This is a genomic window from Corynebacterium endometrii (assembly GCF_004795735.1).
GTDB classification, from domain to species: Bacteria; Actinomycetota; Actinomycetes; order Mycobacteriales; family Mycobacteriaceae; genus Corynebacterium; species Corynebacterium endometrii.
The window spans coordinates 1,544,057-1,565,336 of record NZ_CP039247.1 but is presented as its reverse complement, the minus strand read 5'-3'; the positions used below and the strand labels follow the sequence as shown (position 1 = coordinate 1,565,336).

The 21,280-nt window shown below is 57.7% G+C and carries 18 protein-coding genes; 12 read left to right on the top strand and 6 right to left on the bottom strand.

The annotated features are described in order from the left end of the window. The gene (locus tag CENDO_RS07055; RefSeq protein WP_246014206.1) at nt 1-489 is read right to left on the bottom strand and encodes a M23 family metallopeptidase; all 489 of its coding nucleotides are present in this window, start codon (nt 487-489) and stop codon (nt 1-3) included. A gap of 583 nt (nt 490-1,072) precedes the next feature. Here CENDO_RS07055 and rpsB point away from each other — a divergent pair. The 5 genes from rpsB (at nt 1,073) to CENDO_RS07030 (ending at nt 5,712) form a co-directional block, all read left to right on the top strand. Beyond that, entirely contained in the window at nt 1,073-1,903 is an 831-nt protein-coding gene (gene rpsB / locus CENDO_RS07050) for a 30S ribosomal protein S2 (protein ID WP_136141404.1), read from the top strand. A 283-nt stretch (nt 1,904-2,186) separates the two neighbouring features. After that, nucleotides 2,187-2,999, top strand: coding sequence for a translation elongation factor Ts (gene tsf / locus CENDO_RS07045; RefSeq protein WP_136141403.1), 813 nt, complete (start codon nt 2,187-2,189; stop codon nt 2,997-2,999). 370 nt (nt 3,000-3,369) lie between these two features. Next, nucleotides 3,370-4,056: a UMP kinase gene (gene pyrH / locus CENDO_RS07040; RefSeq protein ID WP_246014444.1), complete on the top strand. Its 687-nt coding sequence runs from the start codon at nt 3,370-3,372 to the stop codon at nt 4,054-4,056. A gap of 75 nt (nt 4,057-4,131) precedes the next feature. Continuing rightward, a complete protein-coding gene (gene frr, locus CENDO_RS07035) occupies nt 4,132-4,689 on the top strand; it encodes a ribosome recycling factor (protein WP_136141401.1) in 558 nt (185 codons plus the stop codon). A gap of 123 nt (nt 4,690-4,812) precedes the next feature. Further along, entirely contained in the window at nt 4,813-5,712 is a 900-nt protein-coding gene (locus tag CENDO_RS07030) for a phosphatidate cytidylyltransferase (RefSeq protein WP_210726522.1), read from the top strand. A gap of 91 nt (nt 5,713-5,803) precedes the next feature. On the opposite strand, the gene CENDO_RS07025 is transcribed toward CENDO_RS07030, so the two are convergent. Beyond that, entirely contained in the window at nt 5,804-6,208 is a 405-nt protein-coding gene (locus CENDO_RS07025) for a LapA family protein (RefSeq protein ID WP_136141400.1), read from the bottom strand. 117 nt (nt 6,209-6,325) lie between these two features. On the opposite strand from CENDO_RS07025, the gene rlmN reads away from it, so the two are divergent. Then, on the top strand, nt 6,326-7,426 hold the full coding sequence (gene rlmN / locus CENDO_RS07020) for a dual-specificity RNA methyltransferase RlmN (RefSeq protein WP_136141399.1): 1,101 nt from the start codon (nt 6,326-6,328) through the stop codon (nt 7,424-7,426). Nucleotides 7,427-7,639: 213 nt separating this feature from the next. On the opposite strand, the gene CENDO_RS07015 is transcribed toward rlmN, so the two are convergent. After that, nucleotides 7,640-8,074, bottom strand: coding sequence for a DUF2631 domain-containing protein (locus CENDO_RS07015; RefSeq protein ID WP_136141398.1), 435 nt, complete (start codon nt 8,072-8,074; stop codon nt 7,640-7,642). A 188-nt stretch (nt 8,075-8,262) separates the two neighbouring features. On the opposite strand from CENDO_RS07015, the gene dxr reads away from it, so the two are divergent. The 5 genes from dxr (at nt 8,263) to map (ending at nt 14,827) form a co-directional block, all read left to right on the top strand. After that, nucleotides 8,263-9,441 carry a 1-deoxy-D-xylulose-5-phosphate reductoisomerase gene (dxr, locus tag CENDO_RS07010; protein ID WP_425456218.1) on the top strand — a complete coding sequence of 393 codons (1,179 nt, stop codon included), beginning with the start codon at nt 8,263-8,265 and terminating at the stop codon, nt 9,439-9,441. 42 nt (nt 9,442-9,483) lie between these two features. Next, nucleotides 9,484-10,692: a M50 family metallopeptidase gene (locus CENDO_RS07005; protein WP_136141396.1), complete on the top strand. Its 1,209-nt coding sequence runs from the start codon at nt 9,484-9,486 to the stop codon at nt 10,690-10,692. An 87-nt stretch (nt 10,693-10,779) separates the two neighbouring features. Next, a complete protein-coding gene (gene ispG, locus CENDO_RS07000) occupies nt 10,780-11,943 on the top strand; it encodes a flavodoxin-dependent (E)-4-hydroxy-3-methylbut-2-enyl-diphosphate synthase (RefSeq protein ID WP_136141395.1) in 1,164 nt (387 codons plus the stop codon). 111 nt (nt 11,944-12,054) lie between these two features. After that, the gene (locus CENDO_RS06995) at nt 12,055-13,905 is read left to right on the top strand and encodes a penicillin-binding transpeptidase domain-containing protein (RefSeq protein WP_136141394.1); all 1,851 of its coding nucleotides are present in this window, start codon (nt 12,055-12,057) and stop codon (nt 13,903-13,905) included. 52 nt (nt 13,906-13,957) lie between these two features. After that, nucleotides 13,958-14,827, top strand: a complete 870-nt coding sequence (map, locus tag CENDO_RS06990) for a type I methionyl aminopeptidase (RefSeq protein ID WP_136141393.1) — start codon at nt 13,958-13,960, stop codon at nt 14,825-14,827. A gap of 147 nt (nt 14,828-14,974) precedes the next feature. Here map and mtr read toward each other — a convergent pair whose 3' ends face one another. Both mtr and CENDO_RS06980 read right to left on the bottom strand, forming a co-directional pair. Further along, on the bottom strand, nt 14,975-16,366 hold the full coding sequence (mtr, locus tag CENDO_RS06985) for a mycothione reductase (RefSeq protein ID WP_136141392.1): 1,392 nt from the start codon (nt 16,364-16,366) through the stop codon (nt 14,975-14,977). A gap of 113 nt (nt 16,367-16,479) precedes the next feature. Further along, the gene (locus tag CENDO_RS06980) at nt 16,480-17,499 is read right to left on the bottom strand and encodes an alpha/beta hydrolase (protein ID WP_136141391.1); all 1,020 of its coding nucleotides are present in this window, start codon (nt 17,497-17,499) and stop codon (nt 16,480-16,482) included. Nucleotides 17,500-17,943: 444 nt separating this feature from the next. Here CENDO_RS06980 and mqo point away from each other — a divergent pair, with 444 nt between their 5' ends. After that, nucleotides 17,944-19,446: a malate dehydrogenase (quinone) gene (gene mqo / locus CENDO_RS06975; RefSeq protein WP_136141390.1), complete on the top strand. Its 1,503-nt coding sequence runs from the start codon at nt 17,944-17,946 to the stop codon at nt 19,444-19,446. A 97-nt stretch (nt 19,447-19,543) separates the two neighbouring features. Here the strand turns inward: mqo and CENDO_RS06970 are convergent, their stop codons facing one another. Then, nucleotides 19,544-20,980, bottom strand: a complete 1,437-nt coding sequence (locus CENDO_RS06970) for a protein adenylyltransferase SelO family protein (RefSeq protein ID WP_136141389.1) — start codon at nt 20,978-20,980, stop codon at nt 19,544-19,546. Between the last annotated feature and the right edge of the window lie 300 nt (nt 20,981-21,280).

Sequence of the window (21,280 nt, the reverse complement as noted above, 5' to 3'; positions counted from 1 at the left end):
CTAGCCGTCCAGGGGCTTGAGCCGGATGACGGGGAATTCAAGAAGGCCGAGCGGATCGACATAGGAATCCTTGCCTACTAACGCGCCCCAATGCAGCCCGGGGTAACCATCCACGGGATGGGCTAATCGCCCAATTTCCTGGCCCGCGGCCACGGTGTCCCCAGCCTTGGCTATGGCATGGACTGGCTGGTAAGTGGTGCGGATACCATCGGCATGGACCAGCGCCATTACCGGCTTGCCGGCGACCATTCCAGCAAAATCAACTATTCCGTCCTCGGCGGCGAGCACGGGATCACCAACATCGAGGCCTAGGTCCACGCCACGGTGTCCGGCGCTCCACTCGAACTCGGGCTGCTCGAATCCCCTCAGGACATCCCGTGCGTATTCTTCACCCGTCGTAGGATCTACGTAAGCCCGCGCCGGGATGCTAGGCGTTAGCGAACCTGCAGTACCCACGGCGATCGCGGTCAAAAGAGAAACTATGCGCAAGCGGGCGAGTGGAGACTGGCGGAGGTGAGTAACTGAAGAACGAAGAATATCTTTATCGGCTTTCATGCCCTTATTTTCGGCGTTGACGGCCGCAAAGGAAAGGAATCTACCTGCACCTGTGGATAAGTTCTGTAAGCCTGACTCCGGTTATCCGGCGGCGTCTATGACGTCTACGAAAAGTGGAACCGCACATAGTAAAGGCTCGCGGCCGAAGAATGCAGACGTGTGACGGGTGTGAAAAATGGTGCCGTTTAGGTCCCTGGCCTGTAGAAAGGACCATGGGGCCGGTTTGGAAATGGGGCAGGGGAAGTCTATGCTTAGTTGCCAGCAGTGTGTCCGCTTTATGCAGGCGCATTGACTACGCGCGGCAAAGGTGCTGTCCACCAGCTCAAACGCGAAGATTCCGGGCTTTATAGCTGTGCGGAATGTACGCGGGTAGAGCGGTCTAAGCATTCAGATTTAGCTGTGGTCCCCGTCTTATTGGCGGGGTGGTTTGATCTGAACTTTGTTGCCAGGGCGTGGGATAAAAACCCACGCGTGTACATGTCCAAAACCTAAAGTTACTTATGAAAGCGAGCGAATCATGGCAGTTGTAACCATGCGCGAGCTCCTCGACGCTGGTGTTCACTTCGGTCACCAGACCCGTCGCTGGAATCCAAAGATGCGTCGTTTCATCTTCACCGATCGTAACGGCATTTACATCATCGACCTGCAGCAGACCCTGACCTACATTGACGAGGCTTTCGAGTTCGTCAAGGAGACCGTTGCACACGGTGGCACCGTTCTGTTCGTCGGTACCAAGAAGCAGGCTCAGGAAGCCGTTGCTGAAGAGGCAACCCGCGTAGGTATGCCTTACGTCAACCACCGCTGGCTGGGCGGCATGCTGACCAACTTCAACACCGTTTCCAAGCGTCTGAAGCGCATGAAGGAGCTTCAGGCAATGGATGCTGCTGAGGACGGCTACAAGGGCCGCACCAAGAAGGAAATCCTCATGTTGACCCGCGAGCGCACCAAGCTGGAGCGCGTACTGGGCGGCATTTCGGAGATGACCAAGGCTCCATCCGCACTGTGGATTGTTGACACCAACAAGGAGCACATCGCTGTCAAGGAAGCTCACAAGCTGAACATCCCAGTTGTTGCCATCCTGGACACCAACTGCGACCCAGACGAGGTTGACTACCCAATCCCTGGTAACGATGACGCAATCCGCGCTACCAAGCTCCTTTCCGGCATCATCGCTACCGCGATCGAGCAGGGTAAGCAGGCTCGTGAAGAGCGCGCCCTGAACGCCGCTAAGGAAGCCGCTGGTGATTCCGCTGAGAAGGAAGCACGCGACGCGGCTGAGGCTGCTGCTGCATCCGACCCAGCATCCGCAAAGGGCGCTGAGCAGGACGCTGCTAAGGACGCTGAGTAAAACTCAATCCTTTCACGTGTAGGTAGAAGAAGACATAGTGTGTTCTACCTACGGCGTTGAACGTTTAATGCTGCCCCCGCGTCGTTTACCTACGGCAGCGGGGGATTGGCATTTATACCCGCATAAGTTCAACGCGTCCATCACTATGCACAAGCTTTAGACTTAATGAGGCTGATAGCGTACGTGTAACGCATAATCCGCGCCGTTGGACGGGCGGATTAGGCGAAATTCCACTACGCTAGTGCAACGAAACACACCCTAATTCAAGGAGGATCGCCCCAACATGGCGAACTACACTGCTGCAGACGTTAAGGCTCTGCGCGAAGCTACCGGCTCCGGCATGCTTGACTGCAAGAAGGCTCTGGAAGAGTCCAACGGTGACTACGACAAGGCTGTTGAGATTCTGCGCATCAAGGGCGCAAAGTCTGTGTCTAAGCGCGCCGACCGCGAGGCAACCGAGGGCCTGATTGCCGTTTCCGGCAACACCATGGTTGAGGTCAACTGCGAGACTGACTTCGTAGCGAAGAATGATGGTTTCAAGGCTTTCGCTGCAAAGATTGCAGAGGCAGCCGGAACCGTAAAGGCTAACTCCGCCGAGGAGCTCAACGCCGCTGACGTAGAGGGCCAGACCGTCGCAGAATTCGTCGAGGCTGAGTCCGCCAAGACTGGTGAGAAGCTACAGGCTCGCCGTGCGGTTACCATCGAAGGCGAGAACATCGCTACTTACCTGCACCAGCGTTCCGCTGACCTGCCGCCAGCAGTTGGCGTTATGGTTTCCTACGAGGGTTCCGAAGAGACCGCTCACCAGGTTGCCCTGCAGATCGCGGCTATGAAGGCTGAATACCTCACCCGCGAAGAGGTTCCAGCTGAGGTAGTTGAGAAGGAGCGTGAGATTGCTGAGGCCACCACTCGTGAAGAGGGCAAGCCTGAGGCTGCGCTTCCAAAGATCGTTGAGGGTCGCCTGAACGGCTTCTACAAGGGTGTAGTACTGCTTGAGCAGCCTTACCTGACTGACAACAAGAAGACCGTTAAGCAGGTTTGCGAAGAGACCGGCACCACCATCAAGGGCTTCGAGCGCTTCGAGCTCGGCGTCTAAGGGCTAGCCGCCTCAATTCGTAGGGAGCATAAACCCCCACGGATAGTTTCTAAGGCCTCCATTTTTGCCAGCGTGGCGGGGTGGGGGCCTTAATCATGCCCGCGTCAGGCCATGGCGATGCGATGATCGGCGGGTACTGAGCAACCTGCACGCCCAAGCGTGTGATTTGTGACTTTTGCTGCGCTAATGCGTGGGCTTGCCCGTTGGGCAGGTAGGATGGAACGGACCGAATCACGCATGGCAGTGCACTAGCCATCGAACTGGCTGGGCTCGTTCATTTTCGAGGCTGTCTTGTTCTTACAACGTCTACAAGGAGACGCAAGGAAAAGTGACTACCCCAGAATCTAAGAGGACCGGCTACAAGCGCGTAATGCTCAAGCTTGGTGGTGAAATGTTCGGCGGCGGCAAGGTTGGCATCGACCCGGATGTCGTGGAAAACGTGGCCCGTCAGATCGCTGAAGTCGCTCGCTCCGGCACCGAGATTGCGGTAGTTATCGGCGGCGGTAACTTCTTCCGTGGCGCGGAATTGTCCCAGCGTGGCATGGACCGCGCGCGCTCCGATTACATGGGCATGCTCGGTACCGTGATGAATTCCCTGGCGCTGCAGGACTTCCTGAAGCAGCAGGGGGTTGACTGCCGCGTCCAAACCGCCATCAACATGGCTCAGGTCTCCGAGCCTTACCTCCCATTGCGCGCCGCCCGCCACCTCGAAAAGGGCCGCGTGGTCATCTTCGGCGCCGGCATGGGTATGCCTTACTTCTCCACTGATACCACCGCCGCCCAGCGTGCCCTGGAAATCGGCGCGGAGGTGTTGTTCCTGGCAAAGGCGGTAGATGGCGTGTATTCCGATGATCCTCGGACCAACCCTGAGGCCGAGCTTTACGATGAGATTACCCCGCGTGAGGTAATCGAAAAGGGATTGAAGGTTGCTGACGCCACGGCGTTTAGCCTGTGCATGGACAACGACATGCCAATCCTGGTCTTTAATCTGCTGACTGACGGAAACATTGCCCGCGCCGTCAACGGCGAGCAGATCGGCACGCTCGTCCAGTCCTAATTTCCTGCTAACGCCGCAAAACCTGGTAGGGTATTTACCCAGCTAATAACGATTTATTTAGGGAGAAACTTTCTCATGATTGATGAGATTCAGCTCGACGCCGAAACCCACATGACCCAGACTGTGGAGCATACTCGTGAACAGCTGACCACCATCCGTACCGGACGCGCTAACCCGGCTATGTTCAACGGCGTTGTAGCGGAATACTACGGTGCCCCGACCCCGATTACCCAGATGGCTACCATCTCCGTTCCGGAGCCCCGCATGCTGCTGATTAAGCCTTACGAGCAGTCCATGATGGGTGAGATTGAAAACGCTATCCGCAACTCTGACCTCGGCGTAAACCCAACCAACGACGGTCAGGTCCTGCGCGTAACTATCCCTCAGCTGACTGAGGAACGCCGCCGTGAACTGGTGAAGGTCGCAAAGTCGAAGGGGGAGGACGGCAAGATCGCCATCCGTAACGTGCGCCGCAAGGCCATGGACCAGTTCAAGAAGATGCAGAAGGACGGCGACGCTGGCGAGGACGAGATCCAGGCGGCTGAGAAGGAAATGGAGAAGATCACCCACGGTTACGTCGAGCAGATTGATGCACTCGTGGCCAACAAGGAATCCGAGTTGATGGAGGTTTAACCCTCACCATTGCCGTGCTTTGAAGGTGCCGTGAATTGTGCTTCTATTCCCAATCGCGGCACCTTTGGCCGGTATATAGCCCCTATCATGTTCTAAGTTTCAAACCGGAGAGGACCTCACCGCGTGAGTAATGCTCAGCCAGGGGAGAAGTATTCCCGCAGGCATTTGCCGAAGCCTAAAAATGACGCTGGCCGCAATTTGCCAGCGGCCATCGGCGTCGGCGTGGGCCTTGGTGCGCTGGTCATTGGCGCGGTGTGGGTTGGTCCATGGGCTTGGTACACCGTGGTGTCTTTGGCCGTCGCGGGCGGCATGTGGGAAGTCCTGTCGCGTTTGCGGGAGCATTCCTTCTACATTCCCCGCACGCTATTGGTGATCTCCGGCGTGGCTATGGTCTGGCTTTCCCGGCCCTTCGGATCCTCGGGCCTGGTAGCGGTCTACGTGACCTCGGTACTGCTGTTGATGTTTGGGCGCCTGTTCCACAACGGCCGGCACCGTCCACCGATTAACTATCTGCGGGACATGTCAGTGGGGATCTTTGTCCTGACGTGGATTCCGCTTTTCGGATCGTTTGCGGCGATGCTGTCCCTGCAGTCCACGCCGGTAGCTTCCGGTTCGGCGGCGATTGTGACCTTTATGCTGTGCGTGGTGGCTTCAGACTCGGGCGGTTACATCGCGGGCGTGATGTTTGGTTCCCACCCTATGGCGCCCGCCGTGAGCCCAAAGAAGTCTTGGGAAGGTTTTGCCGGTTCCATAGTCTTCGGTGTGGTCACCGGTGCCTTACTTGTGCAGTTCTTGCTCAATCAGGACTGGTGGGTTGGCGCGCTGATGGGTCTAGGCTTGGTATTCTGCGCCACCCTGGGGGATCTGGTCGAATCCCAATTCAAGCGTGAGTTAGGAATCAAGGATATGTCTAATATCCTGCCCGGTCATGGCGGAATCATGGACCGGCTCGATGGCATGCTGCCCTCAGCCATGGTTACGTGGGTAGCCATGTCCTTTTTGGCGACTAACGTCGTTGGGTAGCTTTTCCACGTTAAAAAGCGCTTGCACCTCATCGTAACGATGGGGGACAAGCGCTTTAATAATGCCTATCTCAAATAGCGGGCAGACGGGTTTAGCCGTAGAGCTTGGCCTGCTTTTTCATCTGGCGACGAAGCTCGAACATACGCCAACCGCCAACCAGGGCCATGATCAGCGCACCGGCTACAGCGAAGATGAGGAATGCAATGCCTGCAGGGAACTGGACGGTCCACGAAATGAAGTTCAATTCCACCTCATGCATGTTCTGCAGGATGAAGACAATGAGCAGGATGAGAAGCAGGAAGCCCACGATGAGAGCGGCCCAGGTGCTAGCGGCGAAGGAGCCCTTAGCCTTTCCTGCATCCTTCGGGGCCTTCTTTGGCTCTGCGTATTCAACTTGGTCTCGTGAAGCAGGTGCCGGAGCCTGAGCGGTCTCTGGATCCGCCGCGTAACCGCTATTCGCTGGAATAGCGTTAGGGTCATAGTTTGGGTTAGTCATACATATCATTAAATAGGGAATGCACCGGTTTGGCCAACTGTGGAACCAATTAATCCTTCGGCTTGGGCTGCTTCGATTCACTAGGATCGTCGAAAACGTGCAAGAATGGCAAGCATTATGGCCACTCCAGTAAAACTCGATTTTTCCTCACCACGCCGCGGTCTACCGCCCAAGCACTTTGCCGATCTTTCCCAAGAAGAGCGCGTCGAGGCGCTCAAAGAAATTGGCCTTCCCAAGTTCCGCGCCAACCAGTTGGCGAAGCATTACTACGTGCACCACACTGACAACGTGGAGGAGATGACTGACATCCCCGCGGCACAACGCGCGGAGGTGCAGGAAAAGCTGTTCCCCAAGCTCATGACGCCCATCAAGTTTTATGAGACTGACGATGGCGAAACCACTAAGTCGCTGTGGAAGTTGCACGATGGCACGCTTCTAGAGTCCGTTCTGATGCGTTACCCAGGCCGGGCCACACTGTGCATTTCATCCCAGGCCGGCTGCGGTATGGCTTGCCCATTCTGCGCCACCGGCCAGGGAGGCCTAGACCGGAACCTGTCCACCGCCGAGATCGTGGAGCAGGTACGCAACGCTTCCGCGGTCATGGATGCGGAGGGCGGCCGCCTGTCCAATATTGTCTTCATGGGAATGGGCGAGCCGCTGGCCAATTACAAGCGCGTGGTTTCCGCGGTGCGCCAAATCACGGCACCGGAGCCGCTCGGCTTTGGTATGTCCATGCGTAATGTGACGGTCTCCACCGTGGGAATCGCACCGGCTATCCGCAAACTCGCCGATGAGGAGCTGTCCTGCACGCTCGCTGTCTCGCTTCACACGCCGGACGACGAGCTCCGTGACACCCTTGTACCCGTCAATAACCGGTGGTCCGTTGAGGAGGTGCTGGAGGCTGCGGCCTACTACGTGGAGAAGACGTCCCGCCGCGTCTCTATTGAATACGCGCTGATCCGTGACAAAAATGACCAGGATTTCCGCGCGGACATGCTGGGGCAAAAGCTCCACCGAGCATTGGGCTCCAAGGTTCATGTCAACGTGATTCCGCTAAACCCCACTCCAGGTTCCGAATGGGATGCCGCGCCTAAGGCTCGTCAGGACGAATTTGTGCGCCGCGTCCAGGCCCAAGGCGTGCCCTGCACGGTCCGCGATACGAAGGGACAAGAAATCGCCGCGGCGTGTGGCCAGCTTGCGGCCGAAGAGCGCGACTAACCACAAAAACGCGCGACTTATGGCAGCATCACCAAGGCATGCTCCTCCCAGAACCCCGGGCCGCGGAGAGGCATGCCTGCCTGCGGCGTAGCTGGATGGGCGCCCTTCTGCCGGCTGTAACCGCTCACTTCAAGGGGGCGAAGACCTTTTAGCGATAAAGAAACCGCCGCTACCCCTTCCGGGGAGGCGGCGGTTCGAGTCTGGAGGCCCTTACTACTGGGAGATAGCGTCCTGGTTGGTGCGAAGGTGAGCAACACGAGCAGGATCGATATTCAGGGCGCGCAGCTGGCCATCGGTCAGCTCGGCGTAGCGGCCGGAGACGGTGGCCTGGTCATACATGTAGTCCATCTCAACGTGGCCAACAGGCTGGTTGCGGGCGGTAACGGTGCGTACCTGGTTCAGTTTTGGCTGCAGCATGTGAAGGACAAGGCCAAGGGCAATTACGGCCGCCAGTACCAGCAGCCAGATGGTCTCCACGTGGCCGCGGTGGTTACCGAAGTTGTACATCAGCAGGACGAATACGGACACCCAACCGGCAACCTGAGTGCCGATGAACGGGGTGCGGGACCAACCGAAGCCTGCGGATGGAACATCCGAGGTAGAAACGCCGTCATAAATCTGAGGTGCGGGCTTCTTGTGGGTAGACACGTGCTCTCCTTCGCGTTAATGCCATTAATCTCCTAAGTATCTTAGAGCATGGCCCCAGCTTTGGGGAACAATCACCCCCACCCATATCGAATAGCCGTGTGACGTCCGGCACCTTTCTGACGCGGTAGCATTTGGCGCCGCTCACCAGCTGGGAGGGAATACCGCTAAGCCCACGGTCAAGCTAGGGTATAGGCGTGACTGTAAAGCGAATTCTCATTCTTGGTTCAACTGGCTCCATCGGTACCCAGGCGCTGGAGGTGATCGCGGATAATCCTGATAAATTCCAGGTCGTAGGCATAGCCGCGGGAGGTTCCAACCCGCATCTCGTGATCGAGCAAGCGCGAGCCTTCAACCTTTCGGCTGACCACGTAGCGGTAGCGGGGAAGGAGGCCGCTCGGCAGGTCTCGGAAGCTCTGGGCGGAACCGTGATTGACGGGCCTGACTCCGCCGAGCGCCTGACCCGTTCGGTTCGCGCTGACACGGTGCTTAATGCGTTGGTGGGCTCCATGGGGCTTAAGGCGACCCTGGCCACGCTTGAGCAGGGTGAAATCCTGGCCTTGGCGAACAAGGAATCGCTCGTCGCGGGTGGGCACATCGTAACCAAACTGGCAGAACCTGGCCAGATTGTGCCCGTGGACTCCGAGCATTCCGCCATGGCCCAGTGCCTGCGATCCGGGGATGAGGGGATGCGAGAGCTGCATAAACTTGTGTTAACGGCCTCCGGCGGCCCCTTCCGTGGCTGGACCCGCGAGCAGATGAGGGACGTGACCCCAGAGCAGGCGGCCAAGCACCCAACCTGGTCGATGGGTCAGATGAATACGCTCAACTCCGCGACGCTGGTCAACAAGGGCCTCGAGCTCATTGAAGCCACATTGCTGTTCGATATCGAGCCGGAGCGCATTGATGTCACTGTGCACCCTCAGTCAATAATCCACTCCATGGCTACGTTCGTAGATGGCTGCACAATAGCGCAGGCCTCGCCGCCGTCCATGAAGCTCCCCATCTCCTTGGCATTGAATTGGCCGCACCGCGTGGCCGATGCTCAGCCGGCACTGGATTTTTCTGAAACCCTTGATTGGCATTTTGAGCCGCTTGACGATGAGGCCTTCCCGGCGGTACGCCTAGCGCGTGAGTCCGTAGCCGCCGGAGGTACCACCCCAGCCGTGTATAACGCGGCTAACGAGGAGGCGGCGGCAGCCTTTTTGGCCGGTCGCATCCGCTTCCCAGAGATCGTTGATGTAGTAGGCAAGGTCTTATCTACATCCTCCGAGTTTGCTGGTGTACCCTCAAGCGTCGATGATGTACTCGAGGTTGAACTCGAGGCCCGCAGGCGCGCTAACGCGTTGATAGACAAGATTGCTCACTAAGCGCTAGCTCCGCGCTTTTTCAGGAAGGCTCCCGCGACTCTCATGGCCAACGCTTTAGGCATATTCTTATTTGCCCTTGGAATCGGTCTCACAGTAGCCCTGCACGAGGCCGGGCACATGGTAACCGCTCGCGCGTTCGGCATGCGCGTGCGGCGATTCTTCGTTGGTTTCGGCCCCACGGTCGCGTCCTTCCGCAAGGGCAATACGGAATATGGTTTCGCCGCTCTTCCGCTCGGCGGTTTCTGTGACATTGCCGGCATGACCTCGCTGGATGACACGCTTACTCCGGAGGAGGAGCGGCACGCGATGTATAAGAAGCCGTGGTGGCAGCGCATCATCGTGTTGCTAGGCGGCATCATGGTCAACCTGCTGCTCGGCTTTGTCATTTTGTTCGTGGTGGCCCAGACCGCGGGCATTCCCAACCCCAACGCGGACGTTCGGGCCCGGGTTGCTGAGGTCACCTGTTCGGCGGACCAGCGAGCGGATGGGGCCCTCGAGGCGTGCGATGGTTTAGGCCCAGCGGGCCGTGCCGGTATCCAGCCGGGGGATGTGATCGTGGCGCTCAATGGTGAGCTGGTCACCGACTTTGTCGACCTGCGCAACAAGGTCATCGAGCTGCCGGGTGACGAGGTGACCGTAACCATCGAGCGCGGCGGCGACCAGAGGGATGTCATGGTTGAGCTCGATGCGGTAACCCGTTACGGCAACTCCGGTGAGGCTTTCGAGGCCGGTTCCATCGGGTTAGTCAGCGAGCCGGTGAACACGGTCGAAAAGCACAATTTCTTCGGTGCAATCCCGGCAACCTGGAATTACACCGTCTACATGCTTGACGCCACGGTTGAGGGCCTGAAGGCCTTTCCCGCGAAGATTCCCGGCGTGGTGGCCTCTATCTTTGGCGCCGAGCGTGACGTAGAGGGCCCAATGTCCGTTGTAGGCGCATCGCGGGTGGGCGGCGAGTTGGTGGAACGTAGCCTGTGGGACATGTTCTTCATGATGCTGGCTACACTGAACTTCTTCCTTGCGTTGTTCAATCTCATTCCACTCCCGCCTTTTGATGGCGGTCACATAGCGGTGGTCCTATATGAAAAAATCCGCGACGGCCTCCGGGCTCTTATGGGCAAGGAACCGCTGGGTGCGGCCGATTATACGAAGCTCATGCCATTGACCTATGTCATCTGGGGCTCGCTCTTCGTAGTGGGATTCCTAATCATCATCGCGGATGTGGTCAATCCAATCCGTCTGTTCGGCTAGCGCTGCAACGGTGGCCGTTGCCGCGATGATAGAGTGGGGAACAATAATCAGCGAAAGCTATACATCACTTCCTCCAAAGGAGCATGCATGTCCACTCCAATTGGACTTGGTATCCCAGACGCGCCACTTCCCACCTTGGCGCCACGCCGCAAGACCCGCCAGCTGATGGTCGGAAACGTCGGTGTGGGCTCTGACTACCCGATTTCGGTGCAGTCCATGACCACCACTAAGACCAATGACATCAACGCAACCCTCCAGCAGATCGCCCAACTCACTGCCTCCGGTTGCGACATTGTCCGCGTGGCATGCCCAAAGACCATCGACGCCGAGGCGCTTCCGGCGATCGCGAAGAAGTCCCCAATCCCGGTGATTGCGGATATTCACTTCCAGCCTAAGTACATCTTCGCCGCGATTGACGCGGGGTGCGCCGCGGTTCGAGTTAACCCAGGCAATATCAAGGAATTTGACGGCCGCGTCAAGGAAGTGGCCAAGGCGGCCGGCGATGCCGGTATCCCTATCCGTATCGGCGTTAATGCGGGATCCTTGGATAAGCGCATTATGGATAAGTACGGGAAGGCCACCCCAGAGGCCTTGGTTGAGTCAGCACTGTGGGAAGCTGGACTGTTTGAGGAACACGGCTATGGGGACATCGCTATCTCCGTCAAGCACAACGACCCAGTCATTATGGTTGAGGCGTACCGCCAGCTGGCCGAGCAGTCTGATTACCCTTTGCACTTGGGCGTGACCGAGGCTGGCCCTAAGTTCCAGGGCACTATCAAGTCCGCGGTGGCGTTTGGATCCCTGCTTGCCGACGGAATCGGGGATACCATCCGTGTCTCACTTTCGGCTGACCCGGTGGAAGAAATCAAGGTCGGCGACCAGATCCTTCAGTCCTTGAACTTGCGCCCACGCAAGCTGGAGATCGTGTCCTGCCCATCCTGCGGCCGTGCCCAGGTTGACGTATACAAGCTGGCTGAGGAAGTCACCGCCGGTTTGGAGGGGATGGAATTCCCGCTGCGCGTCGCCGTTATGGGCTGTGTCGTTAACGGGCCTGGCGAGGCCCGTGACGCGGACCTGGGCGTTGCCTCCGGCAACGGTAAGGGCCAGATCTTCGTCAAGGGAGAAGTTGTCAAGACCGTGCCTGAGTCCAAGATCGTTGAGACCCTCATCGAAGAGGCGATGCGCATCGCCGACGAACAGGGCCTTGAGGCCGTGGAGGGTGCAAAGGCTGACGTCCGCGTCACCAGGTAAGCACCTAGCCCACCTTCCCGCCTGGCTCAACCTTCCACCTAGCTGTGAGTCGGGCGCCTGTGGAGAGTTGATCGCCGTGTAACCGCCGCCGCGCTGCTATTGTTCCATGACATGAAGCAGACGGTGGCGGTTGTGTGCATAGCGGGTCTATCGGCCGGGATGTTGGCCGCGTGCACCCCTAAACCCGTGGCCGCGGAGCCAGTGGTGGAGGACTTCTTTACCGCGTTGGAACAACGCGATTCTGAGGCCGCACAGGAGCTTGTCGATTCACCTACCGTGGCGGCGGAGATGCTTAATTCCACCTTTGACGGTCTCCAAGCAGAGGCGGTGGATTTTCAGTTAAAGAGCGTCGAACAGCAAGACAATTCGGCGGTGGCTCATTATTCCGTCGCGTGGACCCTTCCGCGAGAGCGTCACTTGACCTATGACACGTCGCTAAACCTGTCTAAAGCGGGGGATGAGTGGACCGTCCGCTGGCAACCTTCTCTCATCCACCCGGATCTTGGCGCTAGGCAACGGCTCGAGCTTCGGCCCGTTGTTGCGGAACGCGCAAGCGTGGTCAGTTCTGATGGCGTGGCTTTGATGACCCCCGGCCTGCAGTATCGCCTCTTGGTCGATACGGGCACAGAATCTGACCTTCGCGGCTTGGCCGGACGCATCGCAAGCGCAGTCAATGAAGTTCGTGGGGACGATGCAACGGTGCCGGCAATTGACGCCCTGGATTTAGCCAATTCACTGGAGGAGTCCAGGGGCACTTACTCTGTCGGCGTTTACGATGACCGCATGGGCCCAGCCATCGAGAGCATTCTGGCCGATGCCCCCGGCGTGCGCCTCAATGAGGAACCGGCCCTGGTCACCCGAGATAAGGGCTTCGCCACGGATATCATGTCTCGAGTACGCACCATGGTCAACGATGAATTGGAGGGCAGTAACGGCTGGCGGGTCGCCGTAGTCAATGAGAACGGCGCCGCGCTGCGCGACGTGGAATTCCATGACGCTAGCCCGGCCCCTGCCATCAAGGTGAGCATCGATTATGACGTCCAGCGGGCCGCGGAGGAAGCAGTGAATCTGCGCGCGGACTCCAAGGCCATGCTGGTGGCCATCCGCCCATCTAGCGGCGAAATACTGGCCGTCGCCCAGACCGGTGAGGCGGATAAAGACGGTGATGTGGCGCTCAACGGTCAATACCCGCCGGGCTCCACCTTCAAGATCATTACCGCCGCCGCGGGGGTACAAGATCAGGGCCTCACCAGCGGATCAATCGTCCCATGCCCGGGCACGATGGACATCTATGGCCGTGTTGTCACCAACTACAACGGCTTTTCCTTGGGATCCGTGCCGCTCGCCCAGGCCTTTGCTAGTTCGTGCAACACCACCTTCGCGGATATCTCCACCAAGTTGGAGCAGGGGCAGCTTAAGGACATCGCTAAGTCGTTTGGCCTTGGTATCGACTACGAGATCCCGGGACTTACCACCGTGACCGGATCCGTCCCGGAAGGGGAATCCGCACTGGACCGCACCGAGGCCGGCTACGGCCAGGGTTACGACCTGGCTAGCCCCTTCGGCATGGCGCTGGTCTCGGCGACTGTGGCCGCCGGTAGGACCCCAACCCCAACCCTCGTCGACTCCCATGAGACTAAAGCCAGCGAAGAGGCCGCGCCGCTGGAACAGGCCACTTTAGATAACGTTCGCTCTATGATGCGCCAGGTGGTCACATCCGGTACCGCGGCGGGGATGCAGGCCAACGGCGAAATATACGGCAAGACCGGCGAGGCTGAAATCAATGAGGGCTCCCACGCCTGGTTTACCGGCTATCGCGATGATGATATAGCCTTCGCCACGCTCGTGGTCCTGGGCGGGGGATCAGAGACATCGGTATCCATTACTGACGCGTTCTTCCAGAACTTGGATCGTTTCCGTTCGGAGGGCTCAGAGGCCCCAGTACCGCCTCCCGAGGGCTAGGAACCCGGCCCCAACCACACCCGGCCGCGAGGAGGGGACTACGATTATCCGCATGAGTAATCGTGGAAAGCTAACCCCCGGCAAGCCAACCCCTGTGCGCACCGTACCGGAGAGCATCGAGCGTCCTGAGTATGTATGGAAAGACAGCGTTCAAGAGAACATGGGTGAGCCATTCATCCAGACTCCCGAAACCATTGAGGCAATGCGTGAGGCGTCAAAAATTGCCGCTAATGCCCTTAAAGTTGCTGGAGCTGCGGTGGCCCCTGGCGTCACGACTGATGAGATTGACCGTATCGCCCATGAGTACATGTGCGATCACGGCGCTTACCCCTCGACCTTGGGATACCTGAGCTTCCCAAAGTCCTGCTGCGTCTCCCTCAATGAGATTATCTGCCACGGTATTCCTGATTCCACCGTGATTCAGGATGGCGACATCGTGAACATTGATGTCACCGCCTACAAGAACGGGGTTCACGGGGATACCAATGCCACCTTCCTGGCGGGCGAGGTTTCCGAGGAACATCGTTTGCTGGTGGAGAGGACTAAGGAAGCCACCATGCGCGGCATCAAGGCGGCAAAGCCGGGCCGCGAAATCAACGTCATTGGCCGCGTGATCGAGTCTTACGCCAATCGCTTTGGATATAACGTAGTTCGCGATTTTACTGGCCACGGTGTGGGCCCTACCTTCCACAACGGCCTGGTAGTGCTGCACTATGATTCCACCGCGTATCGCAACATCCTCGAGCCAGGCATGACCCTGACCATCGAGCCGATGATCAACCTGGGATCCCTGGATTATGAAATCTGGTCCGACGACTGGACCGTGCAGAATACCGACGGCAAGTTCACCGCCCAGTTCGAGCACACCATCGTCATCACCGAGGATGGCAACGAGATCTTGACCATCCCTGACGAGGACTAACCGTCAGGACCTCAGGGAAGACACGAACAAGGCCTTGCACTTACCGCCGCATGCGGTAAGTGCAAGGCCTACAGTCTTTCCCGGCGTCCAGCGGGCTGTTGCTTTAGGCACCAATCCTCGTCGCCGTGGGGCCGCCCCAAAGGCCGGCTAAAACTCGAGGCCCAGCAAAGCATTCTCGGTGAGCTCGGGGAGGGCCGGGTGAATCCAGTACTGATTCTGGGCGAAGTCACGGACGTCGATGTCGTAGGCCATCACCGTGATGAGCTGCTGAATCAGAGTGGATGCCTGAGGGCCGTAGTAATGAGCGCCTAGGAGCTTGCCGGTGTCCTTGTCGGCAATGAGCTTACAGATGCCGTCCTTTTCCTCCATCGCCCAACCATAAGCCACGTCACCGTAATCCTGAACCTTCACGGTGATGTTGTAGCCCTCCTCGCGAGCCTGAGCCTCGGTCAGGCCCACAGTGGCGATTTGAGGGTGAGTGAAGATGGCGGATGGCACATGCTTATGTGGCATCGGCTTCATGTCATCAGGGTGCAGCATGTTGTGCCGTACCGCCCTGGTCTCGGCGTTGGCTACGTGCTTGAGCATGTAAGGGGAAGACACGTCTCCAAGGGCCCACACGCCTTCTGCGGTGGTGCGGCCGAATTCATCCACCTTGATGCGGCCGTCCTCCCGCATCTCAATGCCGGCCGAATCCAGGTTCATCTGATCGCCGTTAGGTACGCGGCCTGTGGCCACGAGGATGGCGGAAGCCTCGAGGCAGGAACCATCGGACAAAGTGAGCTTCACGCCGCCATCGGTGTCCTCAAGCTTCTCAGCGGTAACGCCGGTGCGAACGTCGAAGCGCTCGCGGGCCTGGGCATTAAAGCGTGAGGAGATGTCTTCATCGAGGAATCGCAGTAGGGTTTCGGAGCGATTGACGATGGTGACCTTGGTCCCGAGGCCATCGAAGACGTGGGCAAACTCCATAGCGATGAAGCCGCCGCCGACGATGATGAGGGATTCGGGCTGAGAATCCATGCGCATGATGTCTTCATTCGTGTAGTAACGCGCACCGGAGTTGGCGTACACCTCAGGAATCATCGGGCGGGAACCAGTGGCGATGATGATCTCATCGCCGGAGATGATCTTCTCCTCCGCACCTTGACCGGTCTTGATGGTCTTTGGAGCGACGAACTCTGCGTGCTGGTCGTAGACGGTGATATTTGGGGTTTCATCCCCACGGCGGTAGTTCTCGCCGCCCTCGGCGATGAGATCGATGCGGTTGGTAAACACCCGGTCAACAATCGCTGGCCAGTCCACGTTGGTGAGCTCGTGATGGATGCCAAGCTTTGTTCCCTCTCGGGCCGCAAGGGCTACTTCTGCGGCGTAAACGTACATTTTGGTGGGGATGCAGCCCACGTTCATGCATGTTCCGCCGAATTTGCCCTTCTCAACGATGGCGATTGACTTGTCGTCATGTTCTGGGGTTGGGATGGAATTACCGGAACCGGCGCCAATGATAATCAGATCGTAGTGAGCATCAACGGTTAAAGACATTAAGAGTATTTCTCCTTGAACATATGTGTATAAGTGATGATCCTAGACGGAAGTACTGCAGTTTGACTTCGAGTCTTATCGCTAAAGGGACTACTAGCTAGAGGGTATTTAGGCTAGAGGGTATCTAGCCAGTCGCAGGTGATCCTGAAGGCCTCGTCGCGTACGGGCTTTTTGGAAAGATAAACCTCGTGGATAGCGTCTTGAAGCGGATGGATAACTACATTATTGCTGAGTTTGGGCGCCCATTTTTTCATATGGTTAACGTCGAGGATGACGTCCGTGCGCAATGACTCTTCGGAAAACTCCTTGCCCAAGAGGGATTTAGTGGAGCACAGCGTAAGTACGGGCACGCCCACGTTAATCTTTCCGGCGTGGACTAGTTCTTGGTTCCTGAAGACTGCATCGACCCAGCCGACGTACTTGGGGTGGCCGCCGAGTGGTTTGAGTTCGAGGTCATAATCGTGTTCGCCGTACTCTGATTCGTGAAGTGACTGGCCGAATGTCTTTAATCCTCCACCCGGGAATGGAATCATCGGATCGATTTTTGAGGCGAGGCGAAGCAACGGTTTAACGGCAGCGGCGACTGTGGACGGAACGCCTTGCACATCGAGCCAGGGACTGTCCAAGATGAGTCCGGCGAAGTGCGCGTGGCGATCGGAATCCGTTCGGCGAAGCTCGTCCATCCAGTGGGGGATGGTGCACCCTGCGGTGGAGTGACCAATAGGGACCAAACGCTCGTGATTCTGACAGATGACATCGAGGGCAAGGGTGAGCTCTTGGTGGTAGACGCTCAAGTCAGAGGCGTAGTGCCACGTCTGTCCTTCGGCCCGAGAACGGCCGCACTTGCGGAGATCGAGCGCGTAGAACGCGTAACCCGCCTCGCTCAACCGATAAGCGGTCTCCTTCTGGAAGAAGTAGTCAGTTGCGCCATGGACCCATAGGACTGCGGGTTTCGAAAACTCGGTCTGAGGCGATTCGGCGCGGGTAGGGGTGTAGCGGACGAGGGTGGCGTACACGTCTGACTCTCCGTCGGGATCGGGGCCAAGCGGCAGTGTTAAGGCCTCGAAGCCTTCCCCGAGGATGTCTGGCTTCCAAGTTTGTTGCTCAAGGGACGTTAATCCTGCATTAGTCATAGAACTGACTCTAGATAAAAAATGTTTGGCTTGCCGTCTCTAGGTTCAGGAGGCGGCGGGCCGTGTGGGGGTTGACTGAGAATTTCAACGCGAGGTTCTAGCAGGGCAGCCCCGTAATCCGAGCGGATGCAAACCAGAACTTGAGTTTAATTGGGCGTTAAATAGTGCGGTTAACAGTGTAAATCGCGGGTTAATAGAGCGAAATGGAAATTATTACGGTGGAGGTAGGGGCAAATTCTTGGCAGGGGGCGTAAAGTAGACAGGTAATGCGTAGCTACGCCTTTGGAAATTGTTCTAAAACCAGCTTTATTGTTTTAGGCTCGGGAAAATGGTTGTGGGCTGCTGCACGAATTCGACAAAATCACGGAATGCCCGCTTAGGGCAGGACGTGGCTTTTCGTTCGTTAGTGATGAAAGAACCGAAACACTAAAGAGGTAAGGCATAGTGTCCCCCGCAAAGAATGCAACGCAGGCCGTAGACGAAGTAGATGTAGCCCTCGTTGGCGCAGGTATCATGAGCGCCACGTTGGGCGCAATGATCCGCGAGCTCGAGCCGAGCTGGACCCAGATGATTTTCGAGCGCCTGGATGGCCCGGCGCTGGAGTCCTCCTCACCATGGAACAACGCAGGCACGGGCCACTCCGCACTGTGCGAGCTCAACTACACTCCAGAGAAAAATGGCGTGATTGACGTTTCTAAGGCCGTGGGAATTAATGAGAAGTTCCAGATTGCTCGTCAGTTCTGGTCCCATCAGCTCAATAACGGCATCCTGACCGACCCAAAGGAATTCATTAACTCGGTTCCTCACGTCTCCTTCGCCCAGGGGGCTACCCAGGCCACGTACCTCAAGCGCCGCTTTGAGGCTTTGTCTAACAACCACATGTTCCCGGACATGCAGTTTTCCGATGACGATGCGGTATTTTCCGAAAAGCTGCCCCTGATGGCTGACGGCCGCGATTTCGATGCGCAGAAGGTTGCTATCTCCTGGTCCGAGGCTGGTACTGACGTTAACTTTGGTGCGCTGACTAAGCAGTTCATCACCGCGGCTAAGGCTGCAGGCACCGAGGTTCGCTACGGCAACGAAGTAACTAACATCAAGCGTGATGGCGCGTCGTGGAAGATCACTTCCAAGAACGTTCACACCGGTGACGTGTCCGTAGTTAAGGCCAAGTTCGTATTCGTTGGTGCGGGCGGCTACGCCCTGGATCTGCTGCGCAAGGCTGGCGTGCGTGAGGTCAACGGCTACGCGGGCTTCCCAATTTCTGGCCTGTGGCTGCGCGCCAAGAATCCTGAGCTCATCGAGCAGCACCAGGCTAAGGTGTACGGCAAGGCAGCGGTTGGCGCTCCACCAATGTCCGTTCCCCACCTAGACACCCGTGTTATTGACGGTGAAAAGGGCCTGCTGTTTGGTCCTTACGGTGGTTGGACTCCGAAGTTCCTGAAGAAGGGATCCTACCTGGACCTCTTTAAGTCCATTCGCCCATCTAACATCCCTTCCTACCTTGGTGTAGCCGTCCAGGAGTTTGGCCTGACCAAGTACCTGATTTCTGAGGTCATGAAGGACTTCGACGCGCGCATGGAGACACTGCGTGAGTATGTTCCTAACGCGAAGAATGAGGACTGGGAGACCGTCGTTGCAGGTCAGCGCGTTCAAATCATCAAGCCTGACACGCCTCCTCACTTCGGTTCCCTGGAGTTTGGTACGGCCGTGGTTAACAACCAAGAGGGCAACATTGCTGGTCTGCTCGGCGCATCCCCAGGCGCTTCCATCGCCCCAGCAGTGATGCTCGAATTGCTGGAGCGTTGCTTCGGCGAGCACATGATCCGCTGGTCTGAGAAGATCTACGAAATGATTCCTTCTTACGGCGAGAAGCTGTCCAAGAATGAGAAGCTCTTCAATGAGATGTGGGACTTCACCCAGAAGACTCTGAAACTTGAGGAGAAGTAAGACCTCTCACCGCGCGGGGTAGCCCGCTCCTTAAAAGGTCCTGGCGCTGAGAAATCAGTGCCAGGACCTTTTATGCGTCCCTATGTTTCCAATCGTGCTAGGTTCCGCAGAAAGTCCGGAAGCCCGCCAGACCATCGGGATCAGGGGTTGCAAGCTCCTGTATGAGTGGCGGAGCGAAAGGGGATTGTACGCTGGTTAGGATGTCATCGAATGCGTCGGTGAATCCATCGCTAGCGTTAGACAGAGCAAAATCTAGCGGCTTGTTCCGCGGAATGGTCAGCGGGTGGAATCTGTCGAGGCCTTCGGGGGAAGGTTTCGCAGCCTTGAGCGCGGATGGGAAAGCGGAGCCGGGAAGCAAGCGTTTAAGCCGGGAGTAGTCACCCTGGGCTGCATCTACCAGGGCGCGGTTTGTGATTGTGATGTCAGGAGCGTGTTCTTCGAGGGCCTCGGTATAAGCGCGAGTAAGGGATTGCGCCTCCGGGTGCTGCGGGGAAATGCCAAATCCCCGCGCGGTCACAGCGGTAAAAGCCTGCTCATAGTGGGCGGGGAAAATAGCAATTATTTCCTGTGCAGTGTCGAGGGCTTTGTCCGGGGCGGAGTGTAGCAGCGGAAGCAGGGTTTCAAGCAGGCGGGTCAAGTTCCAGCCCAGGATTCCGGGTTGATTGCCGTAGGCGTAACGCCCACCGGTATCAATGGAAGAAAAGACCGTAGATGGTGAGTACTGCTCCATAAACGCGCACGGGCCGAAGTCAATGCTTTCACCGGAGATTGAGGTGTTATCCGTGTTCATGACCCCATGTATAAACCCTTTGGACTGCCACAGGGCCACGGTGTGGCACTGCCGTTTCATCACCGCTAGGAAGAATTCGCGGTACTTCTCCGGTCCGGTTAACCCTTCCAGCTCGGGGTAGTGGCGGGCAATGGCATAATCCGCCAGCGCCTTGGTGGCGGTTTCCCCGCCGGTGAGCGCGGCGTATTGGAATGTGCCCACTCTGATATGGGAGGCAGCGGTGCGCACAAGCACGGCGCTGGGTTCAACACGGGTTCGCTGAATTCGCCGTCCAGTAGTGATGACGGCAAGGGAGCGGGTCGTGGGGATGCCTAGGCCATAAAGCGCTTCAGAGATGAGGTATTCCCGGAGCATTGAACTTAAGGTGCCGCGTCCATCCGAACCGGGCCGGGACCATGGCGTGAGGCCAGAGCCCTTTGTATGTATGTCGATGAGTCCGCGTGGCGTGTGTATCTCGCCCAGGAGTGCCGCACGGCCATCGCCCATATACGGATTGAACTGGCCGAATTGGTGTCCGGAGTAGGCCATGGCTTGTGGCGGTTGATCGCTGGGATTGCCGTGTCCCAGTAGGAAAGAGGTTCCCTCCTCGCTGCGCAACCATTCAGGGGACAGGCCCAGTTCCTGGGCTAGAGGCTCGTTGATTATGGCCACGCTAGGCTCCGGCTGTGGCTCAGGTGCGGTGGTCCGGACCATGAACGGCAGGGATGAAGCGTAATCATCGAGCAGGTCGAATGGCAGGTTCATACCAACCCAGGGTACTTAAAATCCCATGGCCCCGGGTTGCGCTTTGGGCACCGACTGGGAGTTGAGCACCTAGGCTGTTTCGATGTGGCCGAGCAGGGGATGGGTTTAGTGTGCTGACCGAATGGAAAATAGCCACCAGCTCAAAAATGTGAGGGCGCCTTGTCTCCTTCAGCGAGTGGGGCTGAACCGAAGCGCCGCTTGCCAGTTGGTGCTTCTTGAAGACCGTTTGGGAGGAGCGAAGTGGATACGGGGGCGGGCAGTTTAGGGGCGGGTGAATATGCCCGCATGAGGGCAAAGGGA